This window comes from Pseudomonas peli, assembly GCF_050563605.1.
Classification (GTDB): Bacteria; Pseudomonadota; Gammaproteobacteria; order Pseudomonadales; family Pseudomonadaceae; genus Aquipseudomonas; species Aquipseudomonas peli_A.
In genome coordinates this window covers 23,966-38,512 of the sequence record NZ_JBNXUH010000007.1, presented here as the reverse complement: position 1 = coordinate 38,512, position 14,547 = coordinate 23,966, and the positions used below count along the sequence as shown (strand labels likewise).

14 protein-coding genes are annotated in these 14,547 nt (G+C 63.3%); 12 read left to right on the top strand and 2 right to left on the bottom strand.

Annotation, left to right across the window (positions count from 1 at the left end; all coding sequences use genetic code 11):
* Positions 1-4 precede the first annotated feature (4 nt).
* The 10 genes from phnG to ACQ4LH_RS10125 all read left to right on the top strand — a co-directional run bounded on the left by phnG (position 5) and on the right by ACQ4LH_RS10125 (position 8,354).
* The gene (gene phnG / locus ACQ4LH_RS10170; RefSeq protein WP_430697258.1) at positions 5-454 is read left to right on the top strand and encodes a phosphonate C-P lyase system protein PhnG; all 450 of its coding nucleotides are present in this window, start codon (positions 5-7) and stop codon (positions 452-454) included.
* Positions 454-1,065, top strand: a complete 612-nt coding sequence (phnH, locus tag ACQ4LH_RS10165) for a phosphonate C-P lyase system protein PhnH (RefSeq protein WP_430697066.1) — start codon at positions 454-456, stop codon at positions 1,063-1,065. Before phnG ends, phnH begins: the two co-directional genes overlap by 1 nt.
* On the top strand, positions 1,065-2,156 hold the full coding sequence (locus ACQ4LH_RS10160; protein WP_430697065.1) for a carbon-phosphorus lyase complex subunit PhnI: 1,092 nt from the start codon (positions 1,065-1,067) through the stop codon (positions 2,154-2,156). The genes phnH and ACQ4LH_RS10160 overlap by 1 nt, the downstream gene beginning before the upstream one ends.
* Complete coding sequence (locus tag ACQ4LH_RS10155; protein ID WP_430697064.1) at positions 2,153-3,046, top strand: alpha-D-ribose 1-methylphosphonate 5-phosphate C-P-lyase PhnJ; 894 nt, start codon at positions 2,153-2,155, stop codon at positions 3,044-3,046. The genes ACQ4LH_RS10160 and ACQ4LH_RS10155 overlap by 4 nt, the downstream gene beginning before the upstream one ends.
* A complete protein-coding gene (phnK, locus tag ACQ4LH_RS10150) occupies positions 3,043-3,852 on the top strand; it encodes a phosphonate C-P lyase system protein PhnK (protein ID WP_430697063.1) in 810 nt (269 codons plus the stop codon). Before ACQ4LH_RS10155 ends, phnK begins: the two co-directional genes overlap by 4 nt.
* Before the next feature lie 82 nt (positions 3,853-3,934).
* Positions 3,935-4,660 carry a phosphonate C-P lyase system protein PhnL gene (phnL, locus tag ACQ4LH_RS10145; RefSeq protein ID WP_430697062.1) on the top strand — a complete coding sequence of 242 codons (726 nt, stop codon included), beginning with the start codon at positions 3,935-3,937 and terminating at the stop codon, positions 4,658-4,660.
* Positions 4,650-5,795: an alpha-D-ribose 1-methylphosphonate 5-triphosphate diphosphatase gene (locus tag ACQ4LH_RS10140; RefSeq protein WP_430697061.1), complete on the top strand. Its 1,146-nt coding sequence runs from the start codon at positions 4,650-4,652 to the stop codon at positions 5,793-5,795. Before phnL ends, ACQ4LH_RS10140 begins: the two co-directional genes overlap by 11 nt.
* Positions 5,795-6,379 (top strand): phosphonate metabolism protein/1,5-bisphosphokinase (PRPP-forming) PhnN, encoded by a 585-nt coding sequence (phnN, locus tag ACQ4LH_RS10135; RefSeq protein WP_430697060.1) that lies wholly within the window; start codon positions 5,795-5,797, stop codon positions 6,377-6,379. The genes ACQ4LH_RS10140 and phnN overlap by 1 nt, the downstream gene beginning before the upstream one ends.
* Positions 6,370-7,134: a phosphonate metabolism protein PhnP gene (phnP, locus tag ACQ4LH_RS10130; protein WP_430697059.1), complete on the top strand. Its 765-nt coding sequence runs from the start codon at positions 6,370-6,372 to the stop codon at positions 7,132-7,134. Before phnN ends, phnP begins: the two co-directional genes overlap by 10 nt.
* Complete coding sequence (locus tag ACQ4LH_RS10125) at positions 7,131-8,354, top strand: MFS transporter (protein ID WP_430697058.1); 1,224 nt, start codon at positions 7,131-7,133, stop codon at positions 8,352-8,354. Before phnP ends, ACQ4LH_RS10125 begins: the two co-directional genes overlap by 4 nt.
* A gap of 114 nt (positions 8,355-8,468) precedes the next feature.
* On the opposite strand, the gene ACQ4LH_RS10120 is transcribed toward ACQ4LH_RS10125, so the two are convergent.
* On the bottom strand, positions 8,469-8,936 hold the full coding sequence (locus ACQ4LH_RS10120; protein WP_136665833.1) for an Lrp/AsnC family transcriptional regulator: 468 nt from the start codon (positions 8,934-8,936) through the stop codon (positions 8,469-8,471).
* 201 nt (positions 8,937-9,137) lie between these two features.
* Between ACQ4LH_RS10120 and ACQ4LH_RS10115 the strand changes: the two genes are divergently transcribed.
* Entirely contained in the window at positions 9,138-12,605 is a 3,468-nt protein-coding gene (locus tag ACQ4LH_RS10115; RefSeq protein WP_430697057.1) for an indolepyruvate ferredoxin oxidoreductase family protein, read from the top strand.
* An 81-nt stretch (positions 12,606-12,686) separates the two neighbouring features.
* Positions 12,687-13,739 carry a Glu/Leu/Phe/Val dehydrogenase dimerization domain-containing protein gene (locus ACQ4LH_RS10110; protein ID WP_430697056.1) on the top strand — a complete coding sequence of 351 codons (1,053 nt, stop codon included), beginning with the start codon at positions 12,687-12,689 and terminating at the stop codon, positions 13,737-13,739.
* A 145-nt stretch (positions 13,740-13,884) separates the two neighbouring features.
* Here ACQ4LH_RS10110 and ACQ4LH_RS10105 read toward each other — a convergent pair whose 3' ends face one another.
* On the bottom strand, positions 13,885-14,364 hold the full coding sequence (locus ACQ4LH_RS10105) for a GNAT family N-acetyltransferase (RefSeq protein ID WP_430697055.1): 480 nt from the start codon (positions 14,362-14,364) through the stop codon (positions 13,885-13,887).
* Between the last annotated feature and the right edge of the window lie 183 nt (positions 14,365-14,547).

The window sequence follows — 14,547 nt, the reverse complement described above, 5'->3', positions numbered from 1 at the left end:
CGACATGCAGCACAGCGACCCGCACATCGCCACCCGCCAGCGCTGGATGGGCGTACTCGCCCGCGCCGGCGGCCAATTGGCGGCTTACGAGTCGGCGTTGAAGGAAGCCGAGTACCGCCTGATCCGTGCCCCGGAAATTGGCATGACCCTGGTGCGCGGACGCATGGGTGGCACCGGCAGCCCGTTCAACCTCGGCGAGATGAGCGTGACCCGCTGCGTGGTGCGCTTGGCCGATGGCCGCACCGGTTACAGCTACGTGGCTGGCCGCGACAAGCAGCACGCCGAACTGGCGGCCCTGGCCGACGCGCATTTGCAGGGTGCCGAACAGCCGCACTGGTTGATCCGACTGATCGAACCCCTGGCGGCTGCACAGCACGCCCAACAGGCGGCCAAGGCCGCAGCAACCGCAACCACCCAGGTGGAATTCTTCACCCTGGTCAGAGGAGAAGACTGATGAACGCGGCGAATAGCTCGCAATGGCTGCAACCGGCTTTCAACGACCCGGTGCTGGATGCGCAGACCAGCTTCCGCAGCGCCCTCAAGGCCCTGTCCGAGCCAGGCCTGGCGCAACCGCTGAACCGCGCCCTGGCCCTGGAAAACCTGCATCCGGCAACCTACGCCCTGTGCCTGGCGTTTCTCGATGGCGACACGCCGCTGTGGCTGGCGCCGCGTTTCGACACCCCGGCGATCCGCGCCAACCTGGCGTTCCACTGCGGTTGCCCGATTGTCACCGAGCGTGAGTTGGCGCTGTTTGCCCTGCTCGATGAAAGCGAGCTGACGGACCTGTCGGCCTTCGACAATGGCAGCGAGCGCTATCCGGACCAATCCTGCACCTTGCTGATCCAGCTCGATGCCCTCCGCAATGGCGCGCCCCTGCGCTGGCGCGGGCCGGGCATCAAGGATGTGCGCTGTGTCGAGCTGCCGCTGCCGGCAGCGTTCTGGCAGCAGCGCCAGGCGCGCAGTGCCTTTCCCCGTGGTCTGGATGCCTTCTTCGCTGCCGGTGAGCAGGTCATCGGCCTGCCGCGCAGCACCCGCGTGCTGCTGAATGCCGAGGAGGCTGCCTGATGTACGTCGCCGTCAAAGGTGGCGAGCGCGCCATCGACAATGCCCATTTGCTGCTGGCGAAGAAACGCCGTGGCGATACCACCATTCCTGAACTCAGCGTCGAGCAGGTGCGCGAGCAGATGCCGCTGGCGGTCGCGCGGGTGATGAGCGAAGGCTCGTTGTATGACCCGCAGTTGGCGGCGCTGGCGATCAAGCAGGCGGCCGGTGACCTGATGGAGGCGATCTTCTTGCTGCGCGCCTACCGCACCACGTTGCCGCGCTTCGGTGCCAGCGCCGCGCTGGACACCACGCAGATGCAGCTGACCCGGCGTATCTCGGCAACCTTCAAGGACCTGCCCGGCGGCCAGCTGCTCGGCCCGACCTTCGACTACAGCCACCGTTTGCTGGATTTCGCGCTGTTGGCCGAGGGTGAACAGCCGGGGCCGCAGGTCGACCCACAGGCTGAATTGTCGCCGTGCCCACGGGTGCTGGACTTTCTCGCCGACGAAGGCCTGATGGCCCGCGAGGCGGATGACGGCGCTGCGGTGCCGGATATCACCCGCGAGCCGCTGGATTTTCCCGCCAGCCGCGCCCAGCGCCTGCAGGCCCTGGCTCGGGGCGACGAAGGCTTTCTCCTGGCGCTGGGCTATTCCACCCAGCGCGGCTACGGGCGCAATCACCCCTTTGCCGGGGAGATCCGCATCGGCGAGGTCGAGGTCTGGCTGGAGCCGGAAGAGCTCGGTTTCGCCGTACCGCTGGGCGATATCGAAGTGACCGAGTGCGAGATGGTTAACCAGTTCGTCGGCGGCAAGGGCATCGATGCGCAGTTCACCCGTGGCTACGGCCTGGCCTTCGGTTATGCCGAGCGTAAAGCCATGGGCATGGCCCTGGTCGACCGCTCGCTGCGCGCGGCCGAATACGCCGAGGAAGTGGAGGGCCCGGCGCAGCAGGAAGAGTTTGTGCTGATGCACTGCGACAACGTCGAGGCCGCCGGCTTTGTCTCGCACCTGAAATTGCCGCACTACGTCGACTTCCAATCCGAGCTGGAGCTGATCCGCAAACTGCGCAAGCAGGCCTGCGAGCAGCCGGCCGCCGAGGAGCAACGCGCATGAATGCCCAGGCCCAAACACAGTATGCAACTGAGGTCGGCTATAACTTTGCCTATCTCGATGAGCAGACCAAACGCATGATCCGCCGTGGCCTGCTCAAGGCCGTGGCGATTCCCGGTTATCAGGTGCCGTTCGGTGGGCGCGAGATGCCGCTGCCCTATGGCTGGGGCACCGGCGGCATGCAACTGACGGCGGCAATTCTCGGCGCTGACGATGTACTCAAGGTGATCGACCAGGGCGCAGACGACACCACCAACGCGGTGTCGATCCGTCGCTTCTTCGCCCGCACGGCTGGGGTTAAAACCACCACCCGCACGCCAGAAGCAACGGTGATCCAGACCCGCCACCGCATCCCGGAAACGCCGCTCAATAGCGACCAGATCATGGTCTATCAGGTGCCGATTCCCGAGCCGCTGCGCTTTATCGAACCCTCGGAAACCGAAACCCGGACCATGCATGCGCTGGAAGATTACGGCGTGATGCACGTCAAGCTGTACGAGGACATCGCCACCTTCGGCCATATCGCCACCAGCTACGCCTACCCGGTGACGGTGGACGAGCGCTACGTGATGGACCCATCACCGATCCCCAAATTCGATAACCCCAAGCTGCACATGAGTCCGGCGCTGATGCTGTTCGGTGCCGGCCGTGAGAAGCGCCTGTATGCCGTACCGCCGTTCACCCGCGTGGTGAGTCTGGACTTCGAAGATCACCCCTTCGAGATCCAACGCTGGGATGAGTGCTGCGCCTTCTGCGGCAGTCAGGATTCCTACCTGGACGAGCTGATCGTCGACGACGCCGGCAGCAAACGTTTTGTCTGCTCCGACACCGACTACTGCATGCAACGCCGTGACGACCTAAGTCTCGAAGAGCTAGAGGAGGGCGAGCAATGAATGCTGCCGAAAAGTTGCACCTGCACACCGACACGGCGCAGCCGCTGTTTAGCGTGCGGGATCTGACCCGCCTGTACGGCTTGGAGAAGGGCTGTCAGGGCGTGTCGTTCGATCTGTATCCGGGCGAAGTGCTCGGTATCGTCGGCGAATCCGGCTCGGGTAAATCGACCCTGCTTAGCCTGCTCTCCGGGCGCTGCCCGCCGGATCGCGGCTCCGTCAGTTACCGCGATACGGCCGGCAACTGGGTCGACCTGTACAGCGCCAGCGAAGCGCAGCGGCGCACGCTGCTGCGCACCGAGTGGGGCTTTGTCGAGCAGAACCCGCGTGATGGTCTGCGTATGGGCGTGTCGGCCGGGGCCAATATCGGCGAACGGCTGATGGCCCAGGGCGTGCGCCACTACGGCGAGCTGCGCGCGGCCGGCATCGACTGGCTGAAACAGGTGGAGATCGACCCGCTGCGTATCGACGACCTGCCGCGCACCTTTTCCGGCGGCATGCAGCAGCGCTTGCAGATCGCTCGCAATCTGGTTTCCAGCCCACGGCTGATCTTTATGGACGAGCCCACCGGCGGCCTCGATGTGTCGGTGCAGGCGCGCCTGCTCGACCTGCTGCGCGGCCTGGTGCGCGAGCTGGACCTGGCGGTGGTGATCGTCACCCACGACCTGGCCGTGGCGCGCTTGCTGGCGGATCGGCTGATGGTGATGCGCCGCTCCCATGTGGTCGAGGCCGGTCTCACTGACCAGATTCTCGATGACCCGCAGCATCCCTATTCGCAGTTGCTGGTGTCGTCGGTGTTGCAGCCCTAGTTCCGTCATGTGGGAGGGGCTTTAGCCGCGATCAGCGTTATCGCGGCTAAAGCCCCTCCCACAAACGCAGAGAGTGTTAACCATGAATACGCTTATCGAGGTCTCCGACCTCAGCAAGACCTTCACCCTGCATCAGCAGCACGGCGTGGTGCTGAATGTATTGAGCGGGCTGCATTTCAGTGTGCGCGCCGGCGAGTGCCTGGTGCTGCACGGGCAATCCGGCGCCGGCAAGTCGACCTTGCTGCGCACCCTGTACGGCAACTATCTGGCCGCTGGCGGCAGCATTCGTGTGTTGCACAACGGCGCATGGGTCGAGCTGGTGGGCGCCGAACCGCGTCAGGTGCTGGCGGTACGCCGGCAGACCCTGGGTTATGTCAGCCAGTTTCTGCGGGTGATTCCCCGTGTCGCCACCCTGGATGTGGTGATGGAACCGGCCCTGGCCCGTGGCTGGAGCAAAGCTGACGCCGAGGCGCGGGCAAAGAGCCTGCTGAGCCGCCTGAATATCCCCCAAGCCCTCTGGCAGCTGGCCCCTGGCACCTTCTCCGGCGGCGAGCAGCAGCGGGTGAATATCGCCCGTGGCTTTATGGTCGCCTGGCCGTTGATGCTGCTGGATGAACCTACCGCCTCCTTGGACGACGCCAACCGCCAGGTGGTGCTGGAGCTGATCGATGAAGCCAAGGCCGCCGGCAGCGCGCTGATCGGCATCTTCCACGATCGAGCTGCCCGTGAGGCGGTGGCTGATCGTTACCTTGATATGAGTCAGGACATGAGCGCTGCGGCGCAACAGGAGTATGTATATGCCGGTTGAACAGATTCTTACCAACGCGCGGATCGTCACCGCCGAGCAGGAGTTTGTCGGCACCCTGGTGCTGCGTGACGGCCTGATTGCCCAGGTGGAAGAGGGCGTCAGCGGCTTGCCCCAGGCGCAGAACCTTGGCGGTGATTATCTGCTGCCCGGCCTGGTCGAGCTGCACACCGACAACCTGGAAAAATACATGAGCCCACGGCCGGGGGTGGATTGGCCATCGGCTTCGGCAGTGCTGACCCACGATGCGCAGATCGCCTCGGCGGGCATAACCACGGTGTTCGATGCCCTGGCGATTGGCGACGTCAATCCGCGCGGCAAGCGCATGCAGCAACTGCCGGCGATGCTCGAAGCGATTGCCGAAGCAGCAGCGGCCGGCTATATGCGCGCCGATCACCGTCTGCACCTGCGCTGCGAGGTCTGCCACCCCGAGACCCTCGCGGTGTTTCGCGATTTGGTCGAGCACCCGCTGGTGCAACTGGTGTCGGTGATGGACCACGCGCCGGGCCAGCGCCAGTTCGCCAAGGAAGACAAATACCGCGAGTACTACATGGGCAAGTACCACCTCAGCGAGGCGGAGCTGAATGCGTTTATTGTGGAGCAGGTGGACAACTCGCGGCAGTACAGCGACCGCCAGCGCCGCAGCATCGTTGCCGACTGCCAGGCTCGTGGTATTTCCGTGGCCAGCCACGACGACGCGACCCTGGCCCATGTGCAGGAGTCGGCGAGCTTTGGCATGTCCATCGCCGAATTCCCCACCACCCTAGAGGCGGCCAAGGCAAGCCACGAGCTGGGCCTGAAGGTGCTGATGGGCGCGCCGAATATCGTGCGCGGCGGTTCGCACTCCGGCAACATTGCCGCCGCCGAACTGGCCCAGCATGGCGTGCTGGATATCCTCTCCAGCGACTACTACCCGTCCAGCCTGTTGCAGGCCGCTTTGCTGCTGGCCGGGCAGGATAACGGCTATGATCTGCCGCGCGCGATTGCCACCGTCAGCCGCGTGCCGGCACAGGCGGCGGGGCTGCATGATCGCGGCGAAATCCGCGTCGGTCTGCGTGCCGACCTGGTGCAGGCGCAGGTGCATGCGGGCCAAGCGGTGATCCAGCAAGTATGGCGACAAGCGAAAAGGGTGTTCTGATGACAGGCCGGTTGATCTATCTGATGGGGCCTTCGGGCTCGGGCAAGGACAGCCTGTTGAATGCCGCGCGCGAGCGCCTGGGCGAGGGAAATTGTGTGATCGCCCGCCGGGTCATCACCCGCTCGGCGGAAGCGGTGGGCGAGGACGCCATCGGCGTGTCGCCAGCCGAGTTCGACCAGCAGGAAGCCGCTGGCGCCTTTGCCCTGAGCTGGCGCGCCAACGGCCTGGCTTATGGCATCCCACGGCAGATCGATGACTGGCTGGCAGCGGGGCGGGATGTGCTGGTCAATGGCTCGCGCGGTCATCTGGCCCAGGCCCGCCAGCGTTATCCCGAGCTGCTGGCAATCCTGCTGCAGGTGGATGAAGTGGCATTGCGTCAGCGCCTGCAAGCGCGCGGCCGGGAAAGCACCGAGCAGATCGAGGCACGCCTGGCGCGCAGCCGCGAACTGCAACTTCCTTCCGCCTCGGTGGCGGGGGATAGCGGCGAAGGCGACTCGCAATACCTACTCAATAACTCCGGCCCACTCGACCAAACCGTCACCCAGTTGCTGCAACTGCTTAGCGATGCGCGCGCATGCGCCTGACCCTGCTCGGCACCGGCGATGCGCGTCAGGTGCCGGTGTACAACTGCAGCTGCGCGGCCTGCGACAGCGCACGTCTGAATCCTGCACGTCGTCGTGGGCCCTGTTGCGCGCTGATTGAATGCGGCGCGCAGCGCTGGCTGATCGACTCGGGCCTGAGCGATCTGTGTGAGCGCTTCCCGCCCCATAGCCTGAGCGGCATTCTGCAAACCCATTACCACGCTGATCACGCCCAGGGTTTGCTGCACCTGCGCTGGGGCCAGGGGCTGATTATTCCGGTGCATGGCCCGGATGATCCCGAAGGGTTAGCCGACCTGTACAAACACCCCGGTATTCTCGATTTCAGCCAGCCGTTTGCCGCCTTCGAGCGGCGGCAGCTGGGTGAATTAAGCGTGACGGCGCTGCCGCTGAATCACTCGAAACCGACCTTTGGCTATCTGCTGGAAGGCTTAACGGCGAGTGGCGAACAGCGGCGTATCGCCTACCTCACTGACACCCTCGGCGTACCGCCCGCCAGCGCCGAGGTGCTGCGCCAGCAGCCGCTGGATCTGTTGGTGCTGGACTGCTCCACCGCACCGCAGCCCATCGCCCCGCGCAACCACAACGACCTGACCCGTGCGCTGGAAGTGGTCGAGCAACTGCAACCAAGGGAAACCGTACTGACCCATATCGGCCACAGCTTTGACGCCTGGCTGTTAGATAACCCCGGCGCCTTACCGGCTGGCGTAAGCCTTGCCTTTGACGGGCGGGTGTTATGAATAACGCCCGCCGCATCACTCTGCTGCTGTGCGGCGCGGAAACCCTAGGCATGGCTGGCTTTGCCCTGTTTGCCGCCTTGCTGCCGGACTTTCAGGCGCTGTGGGGGCTGAGTAATACCCAGGCGGGCTGGATCGGTGGCGGGTTCTTTCTCGGCTATATGGTTGCGGTGCCGATCCTTACCGGGCTGACTGACAAATACGATGCGCGGCTGATCTACTTGGCTGCGATGCTGCTGACTGCTGTGGCCAATGCCGGCTTTGTTTTCGCCGATGGCTTCTGGTCGGCCCTGGCCTGGCGAGTGCTGGCGGGCGTCGGTTTGGCCGGCACCTATATGCCGGGGCTTAAGGCGCTGTCCGAGCGTATCGAAGGGCCGGCGCAGTCGCGCGCGGTGGCGTTCTATACGGCGAGCTTCGGCTTGGGCACGGCACTGTCGTTTATCCTCGCCGGCGAGTTGGCCAAGTTCGGCGGTTGGCAGCTGCCGACTCTGCTCAGCGGCGTCTGCGCCTTGCTGGCCTGGGCCATGGTCTATTGGGGCTTGCAGCCAAAAGCGGTGGTGCAGCATGCGCCGCGCAAATTGCTGGACCTGGCCCCGCTGAAAAACCGCGCGGTTGCCGCCTACTGCTTGGCTTATGCGGTGCATAACCTTGAGCTGTTTGCCCTGCGTGCCTGGGTGGTGGCTTTTGTGGTGTTCTCCGGGCAATTGCAGGGCAGCGATCCCTGGCTGTCCGGCACCTGGGTGGCGATGCTGGTAACCCTGATCGGCATGCCCGCGAGCATCTTCGGCAACGAGCTGGCGCTGCGTTTCGGCCGCCAGCGCTGGCTGATCGCGGTGATGCTCTGCTCGGCCATGCTGGCGCTGTTTATCGGCCTGAGTGCTGCCCTGCCGTTCTGGCTGATGCTGGTACTGGTGTTGCTCTACAGCATCACCGTCACCGCTGATTCCGCCTCGCTGACGGCGGGGTTGATTGCCGCTGCGCCGGCCAGTCATCGGGGAACGGCCATGGCCCTGTATTCCTGCACCGGTTTTAGCGGCGCCTTCCTCGGCCCACTGCTGTTTGGTATCAGCCTGGATCTGTTGGGTGACAAGAGCCTGCTCGGCTGGTGGGCAGCGTTTGCCCTGATGGGGGTGATGTTGCTGCTCGGTCCGCTGGCGCTCTGGTGGGCGGGCAAAGCGCGGTCTGAAAGCGCCCTGCGACAGCCGCGTGCGGAGGCGGTGTAGGAAGTTAAGCACTTTTGTGGGAGGGGCTTTAGCCGCGATATGCAGTGGATTTTAGAGCTGTCGCGGCTAAAGCCCTTCCCACGGTTTTAACCAGCCATTCCGCCGCGGTTTATTTCAATCTAGCGGCAACTCGGTGGTGCGTTTGACCTCGCTCATGGCGATATGCGAGTGCGCTTCGTGCACATGCGGGCGTTGCAGCAGGTGGTCGCGCAGAAAGCGTTCGTAGCTGGCGATGTCCTTGGCCACCACCTTGAGCAGGTAATCCGAGCCGCCGGCCATGGTGAAGCACTCCAGCACCTCGGGATAACCGACCACCGCCTGTTCGAACTCTTCCAGGTTGCTGCGCCCGTGCGCCGACAGTTTGATATCGACAAACACGGTGATGCTGAAGCCCAGTTGCTTGTGGCTGAGCAGGGCAACTTTGCGCTCGATAATGCCTTCTTCCTGCATGCGGTGAATCCGCCGCCAGCAGGGCGATTGTGACAATTCCACCTTCTCGGCGATCTCGGCGGCGGAGAGGTCGGCATTGTGTTGCAGCAGGCGGAGAATCTTGCGGTCGATGGGGCTGAGTTTTTCTTGCATGACTGTTCCGAATTTTTTGTTCTTGTTGGATTAATCATGCGCAGTATCTGCAAAACGGCCAGCAAAAAGAAATAAAAAAGCCGCGCGCTCCGTTCATATTCTTGGCCATGCGCCTTGTGTGGTGATCCCGCACTAGGCTTAACAAGGGTGGCATTAACCGTTGCTAACCCAGCTCTCGATAAAAATAACAGGAGCACCACCATGTCTCTGGCCGAAATCCGCCTGGATGACAAGTACCGCCTTGCTACCGGTCACCTCTATCTGACCGGCACCCAGGCGCTGACCCGCCTGCCCATGCTGCAGAAGCAACGCGACGCAGCTCATGGCCTGAATACTGCGTGCTTTATTTCCGGCTACCGTGGCTCGCCCCTGGGCAACCTCGACAAGAGCCTGTGGGACGCCAAGCAGTACCTCAAAGAAAATCACATCCACTTCCAGCCGGGCGTCAACGAAGAGTTGGCCGCCACCTCGGTGTGGGGTAGCCAGCAGACCAGCCTGTTTCCCGGCGCGCGCTACGACGGTGTGTTTGCCATGTGGTACGGCAAGGGCCCGGGCGTGGACCGCTGCGGTGATGTGTTCAAACACGGCAACTCGGCCGGCGTTTCCGAGCATGGCGGCGTGTTGCTACTGGCCGGCGACGACCATGGCTGCAAATCCTCAAGCATCGCCAACCAGAGCGAGCATGCGTTTATCGCCGCCTCGATCCCGGTGCTCAACCCGGCCAACGTTCAGGAAATTCTCGATTACGGCATCATCGGCTGGGAGCTGTCGCGCTACAGCGGTTGCTGGGTAGCGCTGAAAACCATCGCGGAAAACGTCGACTCATCCGCCGTGGTGGACGTCGATCCGCTGCGCATGCAGGTGAAAATTCCCGAGGACTTCCAGCTGCCGGAAGACGGCGTGTATATCCGCTGGCCGGACCCGCCCCTGGCCCAGGAAGCGCGCCTCAACACCTACAAAATTTACGCCGCCCGCGCTTTTGCGCTGGCCAACAACCTCAACCAGATCAAGCTCGATTCGCCCAATCCGCGCTTAGGGATTATCACCACCGGCAAGTCCTACCTCGACGTGCGTCAGGCTCTGGATGACCTCGGCCTGGATGAAGCGCTGTGCGCCCAGGTGGGCTTGCGTGTGCTCAAGGTCGGCATGAGCTGGCCGTTGGAGCCAGTCTCGGTGCATGAATTTGCCGAAGGTCTGGACGAGATTCTGGTGGTCGAGGAAAAACGCAGCATTATCGAAGACCAACTCACCGGTCAGCTGTACAACTGGCCCGTGGGTAAGCGTCCGGTGGTGGTGGGCGAGTTCGACGAAGCTGGCCATTCGCTGCTGCCGAACCTCTCCGAGCTAACCCCGGCGATGATCGCCCGCGCCATCGCCAAGCGCCTTGCGCCGATCTACAGCAGCCCGCAAATTGAAGAGCGCCTGGCCTTCCTCGCGGCCAAGGAAGCATCGTTGGCCGCGCCCAAGCACACCACCGTGCGCACCCCGCATTTCTGCTCCGGTTGCCCGCACAACACCTCGACCAAACTGCCGGAAGGCAGCCGCGCCCAGGGCGGTATCGGTTGCCACTACATGACCCAGTGGATGGACCGTAACACCGACACTTTTACCCAGATGGGCGGCGAGGGCGCGACCTGGATCGGCCAGGCGCCGTTTACCGACACCCCGCATATCTTCCAGAACCTCGGCGACGGCACCTACTTCCACTCCGGCCAGCTGGCCCTGCGTGCGTCCGTGGCCGCCGGGGTGAATATCACCTACAAAATTCTCTACAACGACGCCGTGGCCATGACCGGCGGCCAGCCCATCGACGGCGAACTGCGCGTCGATCAACTGAGCCAGCAGGTGTATGCCGAAGGGGTGAAACGCATTGCCCTGGTTACTGACGAGCCGGAGAAATACCCGACCCGAAATACTTTCGCGCCCATCGTCACCTTCCACCATCGCCGTGATCTGGATGCCGTGCAGCGCGAGCTGCGCGAGTTCCAGGGTTGTTCGGTGATCATTTATGACCAGACCTGCGCCACCGAGAAACGCCGTCGGCGCAAGCGCGGCAAGCTGGTTGATCCGCAGAAGCGCGCCTTTATCAACCCGGCAGTGTGCGAAGGCTGTGGCGATTGCAGCGTGAAATCCAACTGCCTCTCAGTGCTGCCGCTGGAAACCGAACTGGGGCGCAAGCGCGAGATCGACCAGAACTCCTGCAACAAGGATTTCAGCTGCGTCGAAGGTTTCTGCCCAAGCTTTGTCACCGTGCACGGCGGCAGCCTGCGCAAACCCACGGCCGTTGGCCTGGGCGCGCTATTTATCGCCTTGCCGGAGCCGCGCCAACCGGCGCTGGATCGCCCCTGGAATATCCTCCTGCCGGGTGTCGGCGGTAGCGGCGTCACCACCGTCGGCGCGTTGCTCGGCATGGCGGCGCATATCGAAGGCAAAGGCTGCAGCGTGCTCGATCAGGCTGGCCTGGCGCAGAAGTTCGGCCCGGTGATCACTCATATCCGCGTTGCCGCCAAACAGGACGATATCTTTGCCGTGCGCATTGCCGCCGGGGAAACCGACCTGCTGCTCGGCTGCGATCTGGTGGTGTCGGCCAGTGAAGAGGCCCTGGCCAAACTGAATGACAAGATCGCCCATGCGGTGGTCAATAGCCATGAAGCGGCCACCGCCGAATTCACCCGCAACCCCGATGCTCAGGTGCCCGGCGCAGCTATGCGTGAGGCGCTGATCGAGGCGGTGGGTGCGAGCAAAACCCACTTTGTCGATGCCAGCCGCCTGGCTACGCGCCTGCTCGGCGACAGCATCGCCACCAACCTGTTTATGCTCGGTTTCGCTTACCAGAAGGGCCTGGTGCCGGTTTCCGCCGAAGCCATCAACAAGGCCATCGAGCTTAACGGCGTGGCCGTGCAGCTCAATCAGCAGGCATTCCTCTGGGGCCGTCGCGCCGCCCATGATGCGGTTGCCGTGGAGCGCCTGGCCAAGCCAGAAGTGATCGAAGCACCGCGTTGCCAGACCCTGGAAGAAATCGTCGCTGACCGCGTTGTGCGCCTGACTGCCTACCAGAACGCCGCCTACGCCGAGCGCTACCGTGAGCAGGTTGCGCGGGTGCAGCAGGTCGACAAGAGCGCTGACCAAGTGCTGACCAAGGCCGTGGCGCGCTACTACTTCAAGCTCTTGGCCTACAAGGACGAGTACGAAGTGGCGCGGCTGTACAGCGACGGCAGCTTTATCCGTCAGCTGGAGGCGCAGTTCAGCGGCGACTACCGTCTGGAGTTCCACCTGGCTCCGTCCTGGCTGAGCAAGCCGGATGCCAGCACCGGCGAGCCGCGTAAGCGTCAGTTTGGCGCCTGGATGCTCAAGGCTTTCGGCGTACTGGCCAAGTTCAAGTTTTTGCGTGGCACACCTCTGGACCTGTTCGGCTACAGCGCCGAGCGCAAACTGGAGCTGGACCTGATCGACGACTACGAGCAGAACCTGGAGTACCTGCTCAAGGAACTCAACGCCGACAACTACCGCACCGCATTGGCCCTGGCCGAGTTGCCGGAGCAGATCCGCGGCTATGGCCACGTCAAGGAACGCAGCCTGGCCAAGGTGCGCGAGCAGAGCAGCCAGCTCAAGGCGCGCATGTTGGTCAGCGAAATCCAGGCGGTGCAGCTGTTCGAACCGGCCGCATAACAAACCCCTGACGCTTATAACCTTCACCCTCTCCCTTAACCGGGAGAGGGCGACCTCTTACAACAAAAAAACGAGGCACCTATGTCCGTGTTTTCCCATATCGATTTCGACCACCACGAACAGGTGGTCTACGGCCACGACAAGGCCAGCGGCCTGCGGGCGATTATCGCCATTCACAACAGCAACCTCGGCCCGGCCCTCGGCGGTTGCCGCATGTGGCCCTACGCCAATGACGATGAAGCGCTGCGCGATGTGCTGCGCCTGTCGCGCGGCATGACCTACAAATCGGCCCTGGCCAACCTGCCGCTGGGTGGCGGCAAAGCGGTGATCATTGGCGACCCGCATACCGGCAAGAGCGCGGCGCTGTTCCAGGCCATGGGTGACTTTGTCGACAGCCTCGGTGGCCGCTATGTCACTGCCGCCGACTCCGGCACCGGCGTTGCGGAAATGCAGATCATGGCCGAGCGCACGCGCCACGTATCCGGCGCCGAGCTGCGCGAAGCCTTTGCTGGCGGTACGCGCAATGGCGACCCGTCACCGTCCACCGCCTACGGGGTGTTTATCGGCATCCAGACCGCGGTCAAACACCGCCTGGGGCGTGATGATCTGCAGGGTCTGAAAGTGGCAATCCAAGGGGTAGGGCAGGTGGGCTTCGACCTGGCGCGTCAGCTGAAAGCCGCCGGCGCCGAGCTGTGGGTTACCGATATCGTCGAAGCCAATGTGCGTCGCGCGGTCGAGCAACTGGGCGCAACCGCTGTGCCGCAGCAGGCGATTTTCGGCCTGGATGTCGATGTATTCGCGCCCTGCGCCATGGGCGGCATCATCAACCAGCAAACCCTGGAAGCCCTGCGTGCGCCGATTATCGCCGGGGCCGCCAACAACCAGCTGGCCGATGCCAGCCTGGCGGAAACCCTGCGCCGCAACGAATGCCTGTACGCGCCGGATTACGCGATCAATGCCGGCGGCATTATCGATGTCTGCTACGAACGCACCGGTGGCAGCGCCGCACAGCTCAAAGCGCATATCGAAGGCATCGGCGCGACCCTGGAACAGATCTTCCAGCGCGCCGATGCGGCGAGCAAAACCACCGTAGAAATCGCCGATCAACTAGCCGAAGAGCGCTTCGGTCGTTAAAAACAGCTAAACGTAGCCCGCACTACTGGTACGTTTTACAAAACCTGTAGGAGCGGGCTTGCCCGCGATGTTTTTCCGGTTACCTCGGTTCGCGGGCATGGACTAGGCGTCCCCCCCCGCTCCTACAAAAGCCTTTGACAGCGTCTTAATCCAACATCAGCGCCAAACTAACCCCATGCGGCTTAAACCCCAGGTTGGCATAAAACGCATGGGCAGCTTCACGGCCCTGGCTGCTGGACAGCGCAACCTTGTAACAACCCCAGGCGCGGGCGCGCTCGATGGCTTTGCCCATCAGCGCCTGGCCAATCCCCAAGCCGCGCGCCTCCGTATCCACCACCACATCTTCCAGAATCGCCGAGCGGGCAAAGTTGTGCGCCAGGTGCTCGATCAGGTTGACCGTGCAGGTGCCAAGCAACTTGCCGTCACGCTCGGCCACCAACACCACACGGCTTACCGGCAGCTCGCTCAGGCGCAAAGCCAACAGCTTGGCATCGGCACGCGGCTCATCGGGCGCCAATTGTTGCAGCAAGGCCGCCAGGGCGGCAGCATCGTTAACGCTGACCGCACGCAGGTGAAAATCGGCAAAAGGCGAATCCGGCAGATGATGCGAAGCAGCAGGGCGCATGGCGATCTCCTCTCCTTATGACAGCCGGTTGGCAGTCAGTTGGCAGTATGGCGCCGAGATGATGGCAGCGGCATGACAAAACCGCCAAGCCTGTAGGGTCTGTTGACGTTTCATCGCGACCGCGCCGGAGCCTGTTTTAGCGCGAGGCAAGGCACGAGACGCGAAGTTTGGTTGTTCCAAATG

Excerpts from the sequence above, each read along its gene's own strand:
- ACQ4LH_RS10155 (WP_430697064.1), top strand. The coding sequence starts at position 2,153 with ATGAATGCCCAGGCCCAAACACAGTATGCAACTGAGGTCGGCTATAAC.
- ACQ4LH_RS10125 (WP_430697058.1), top strand. The coding sequence starts at position 7,131 with ATGAATAACGCCCGCCGCATCACTCTGCTGCTGTGCGGCGCGGAAACC.
- phnH (WP_430697066.1), top strand. The coding sequence starts at position 454 with ATGAACGCGGCGAATAGCTCGCAATGGCTGCAACCGGCTTTCAACGAC.
- ACQ4LH_RS10120 (WP_136665833.1), bottom strand. The coding sequence starts at position 8,936 with ATGCAAGAAAAACTCAGCCCCATCGACCGCAAGATTCTCCGCCTGCTG.
- ACQ4LH_RS10105 (WP_430697055.1), bottom strand. The coding sequence starts at position 14,364 with ATGCGCCCTGCTGCTTCGCATCATCTGCCGGATTCGCCTTTTGCCGAT.
- ACQ4LH_RS10160 (WP_430697065.1), top strand. The coding sequence starts at position 1,065 with ATGTACGTCGCCGTCAAAGGTGGCGAGCGCGCCATCGACAATGCCCAT.
- phnK (WP_430697063.1), top strand. The coding sequence starts at position 3,043 with ATGAATGCTGCCGAAAAGTTGCACCTGCACACCGACACGGCGCAGCCG.
- ACQ4LH_RS10115 (WP_430697057.1), top strand. The coding sequence starts at position 9,138 with ATGTCTCTGGCCGAAATCCGCCTGGATGACAAGTACCGCCTTGCTACC.
- ACQ4LH_RS10110 (WP_430697056.1), top strand. The coding sequence starts at position 12,687 with ATGTCCGTGTTTTCCCATATCGATTTCGACCACCACGAACAGGTGGTC.
- phnG (WP_430697258.1), top strand. The coding sequence starts at position 5 with ATGCAGCACAGCGACCCGCACATCGCCACCCGCCAGCGCTGGATGGGC.
- phnP (WP_430697059.1), top strand. The coding sequence starts at position 6,370 with ATGCGCCTGACCCTGCTCGGCACCGGCGATGCGCGTCAGGTGCCGGTG.
- ACQ4LH_RS10140 (WP_430697061.1), top strand. The coding sequence starts at position 4,650 with ATGCCGGTTGAACAGATTCTTACCAACGCGCGGATCGTCACCGCCGAG.
- phnN (WP_430697060.1), top strand. The coding sequence starts at position 5,795 with ATGACAGGCCGGTTGATCTATCTGATGGGGCCTTCGGGCTCGGGCAAG.
- phnL (WP_430697062.1), top strand. The coding sequence starts at position 3,935 with ATGAATACGCTTATCGAGGTCTCCGACCTCAGCAAGACCTTCACCCTG.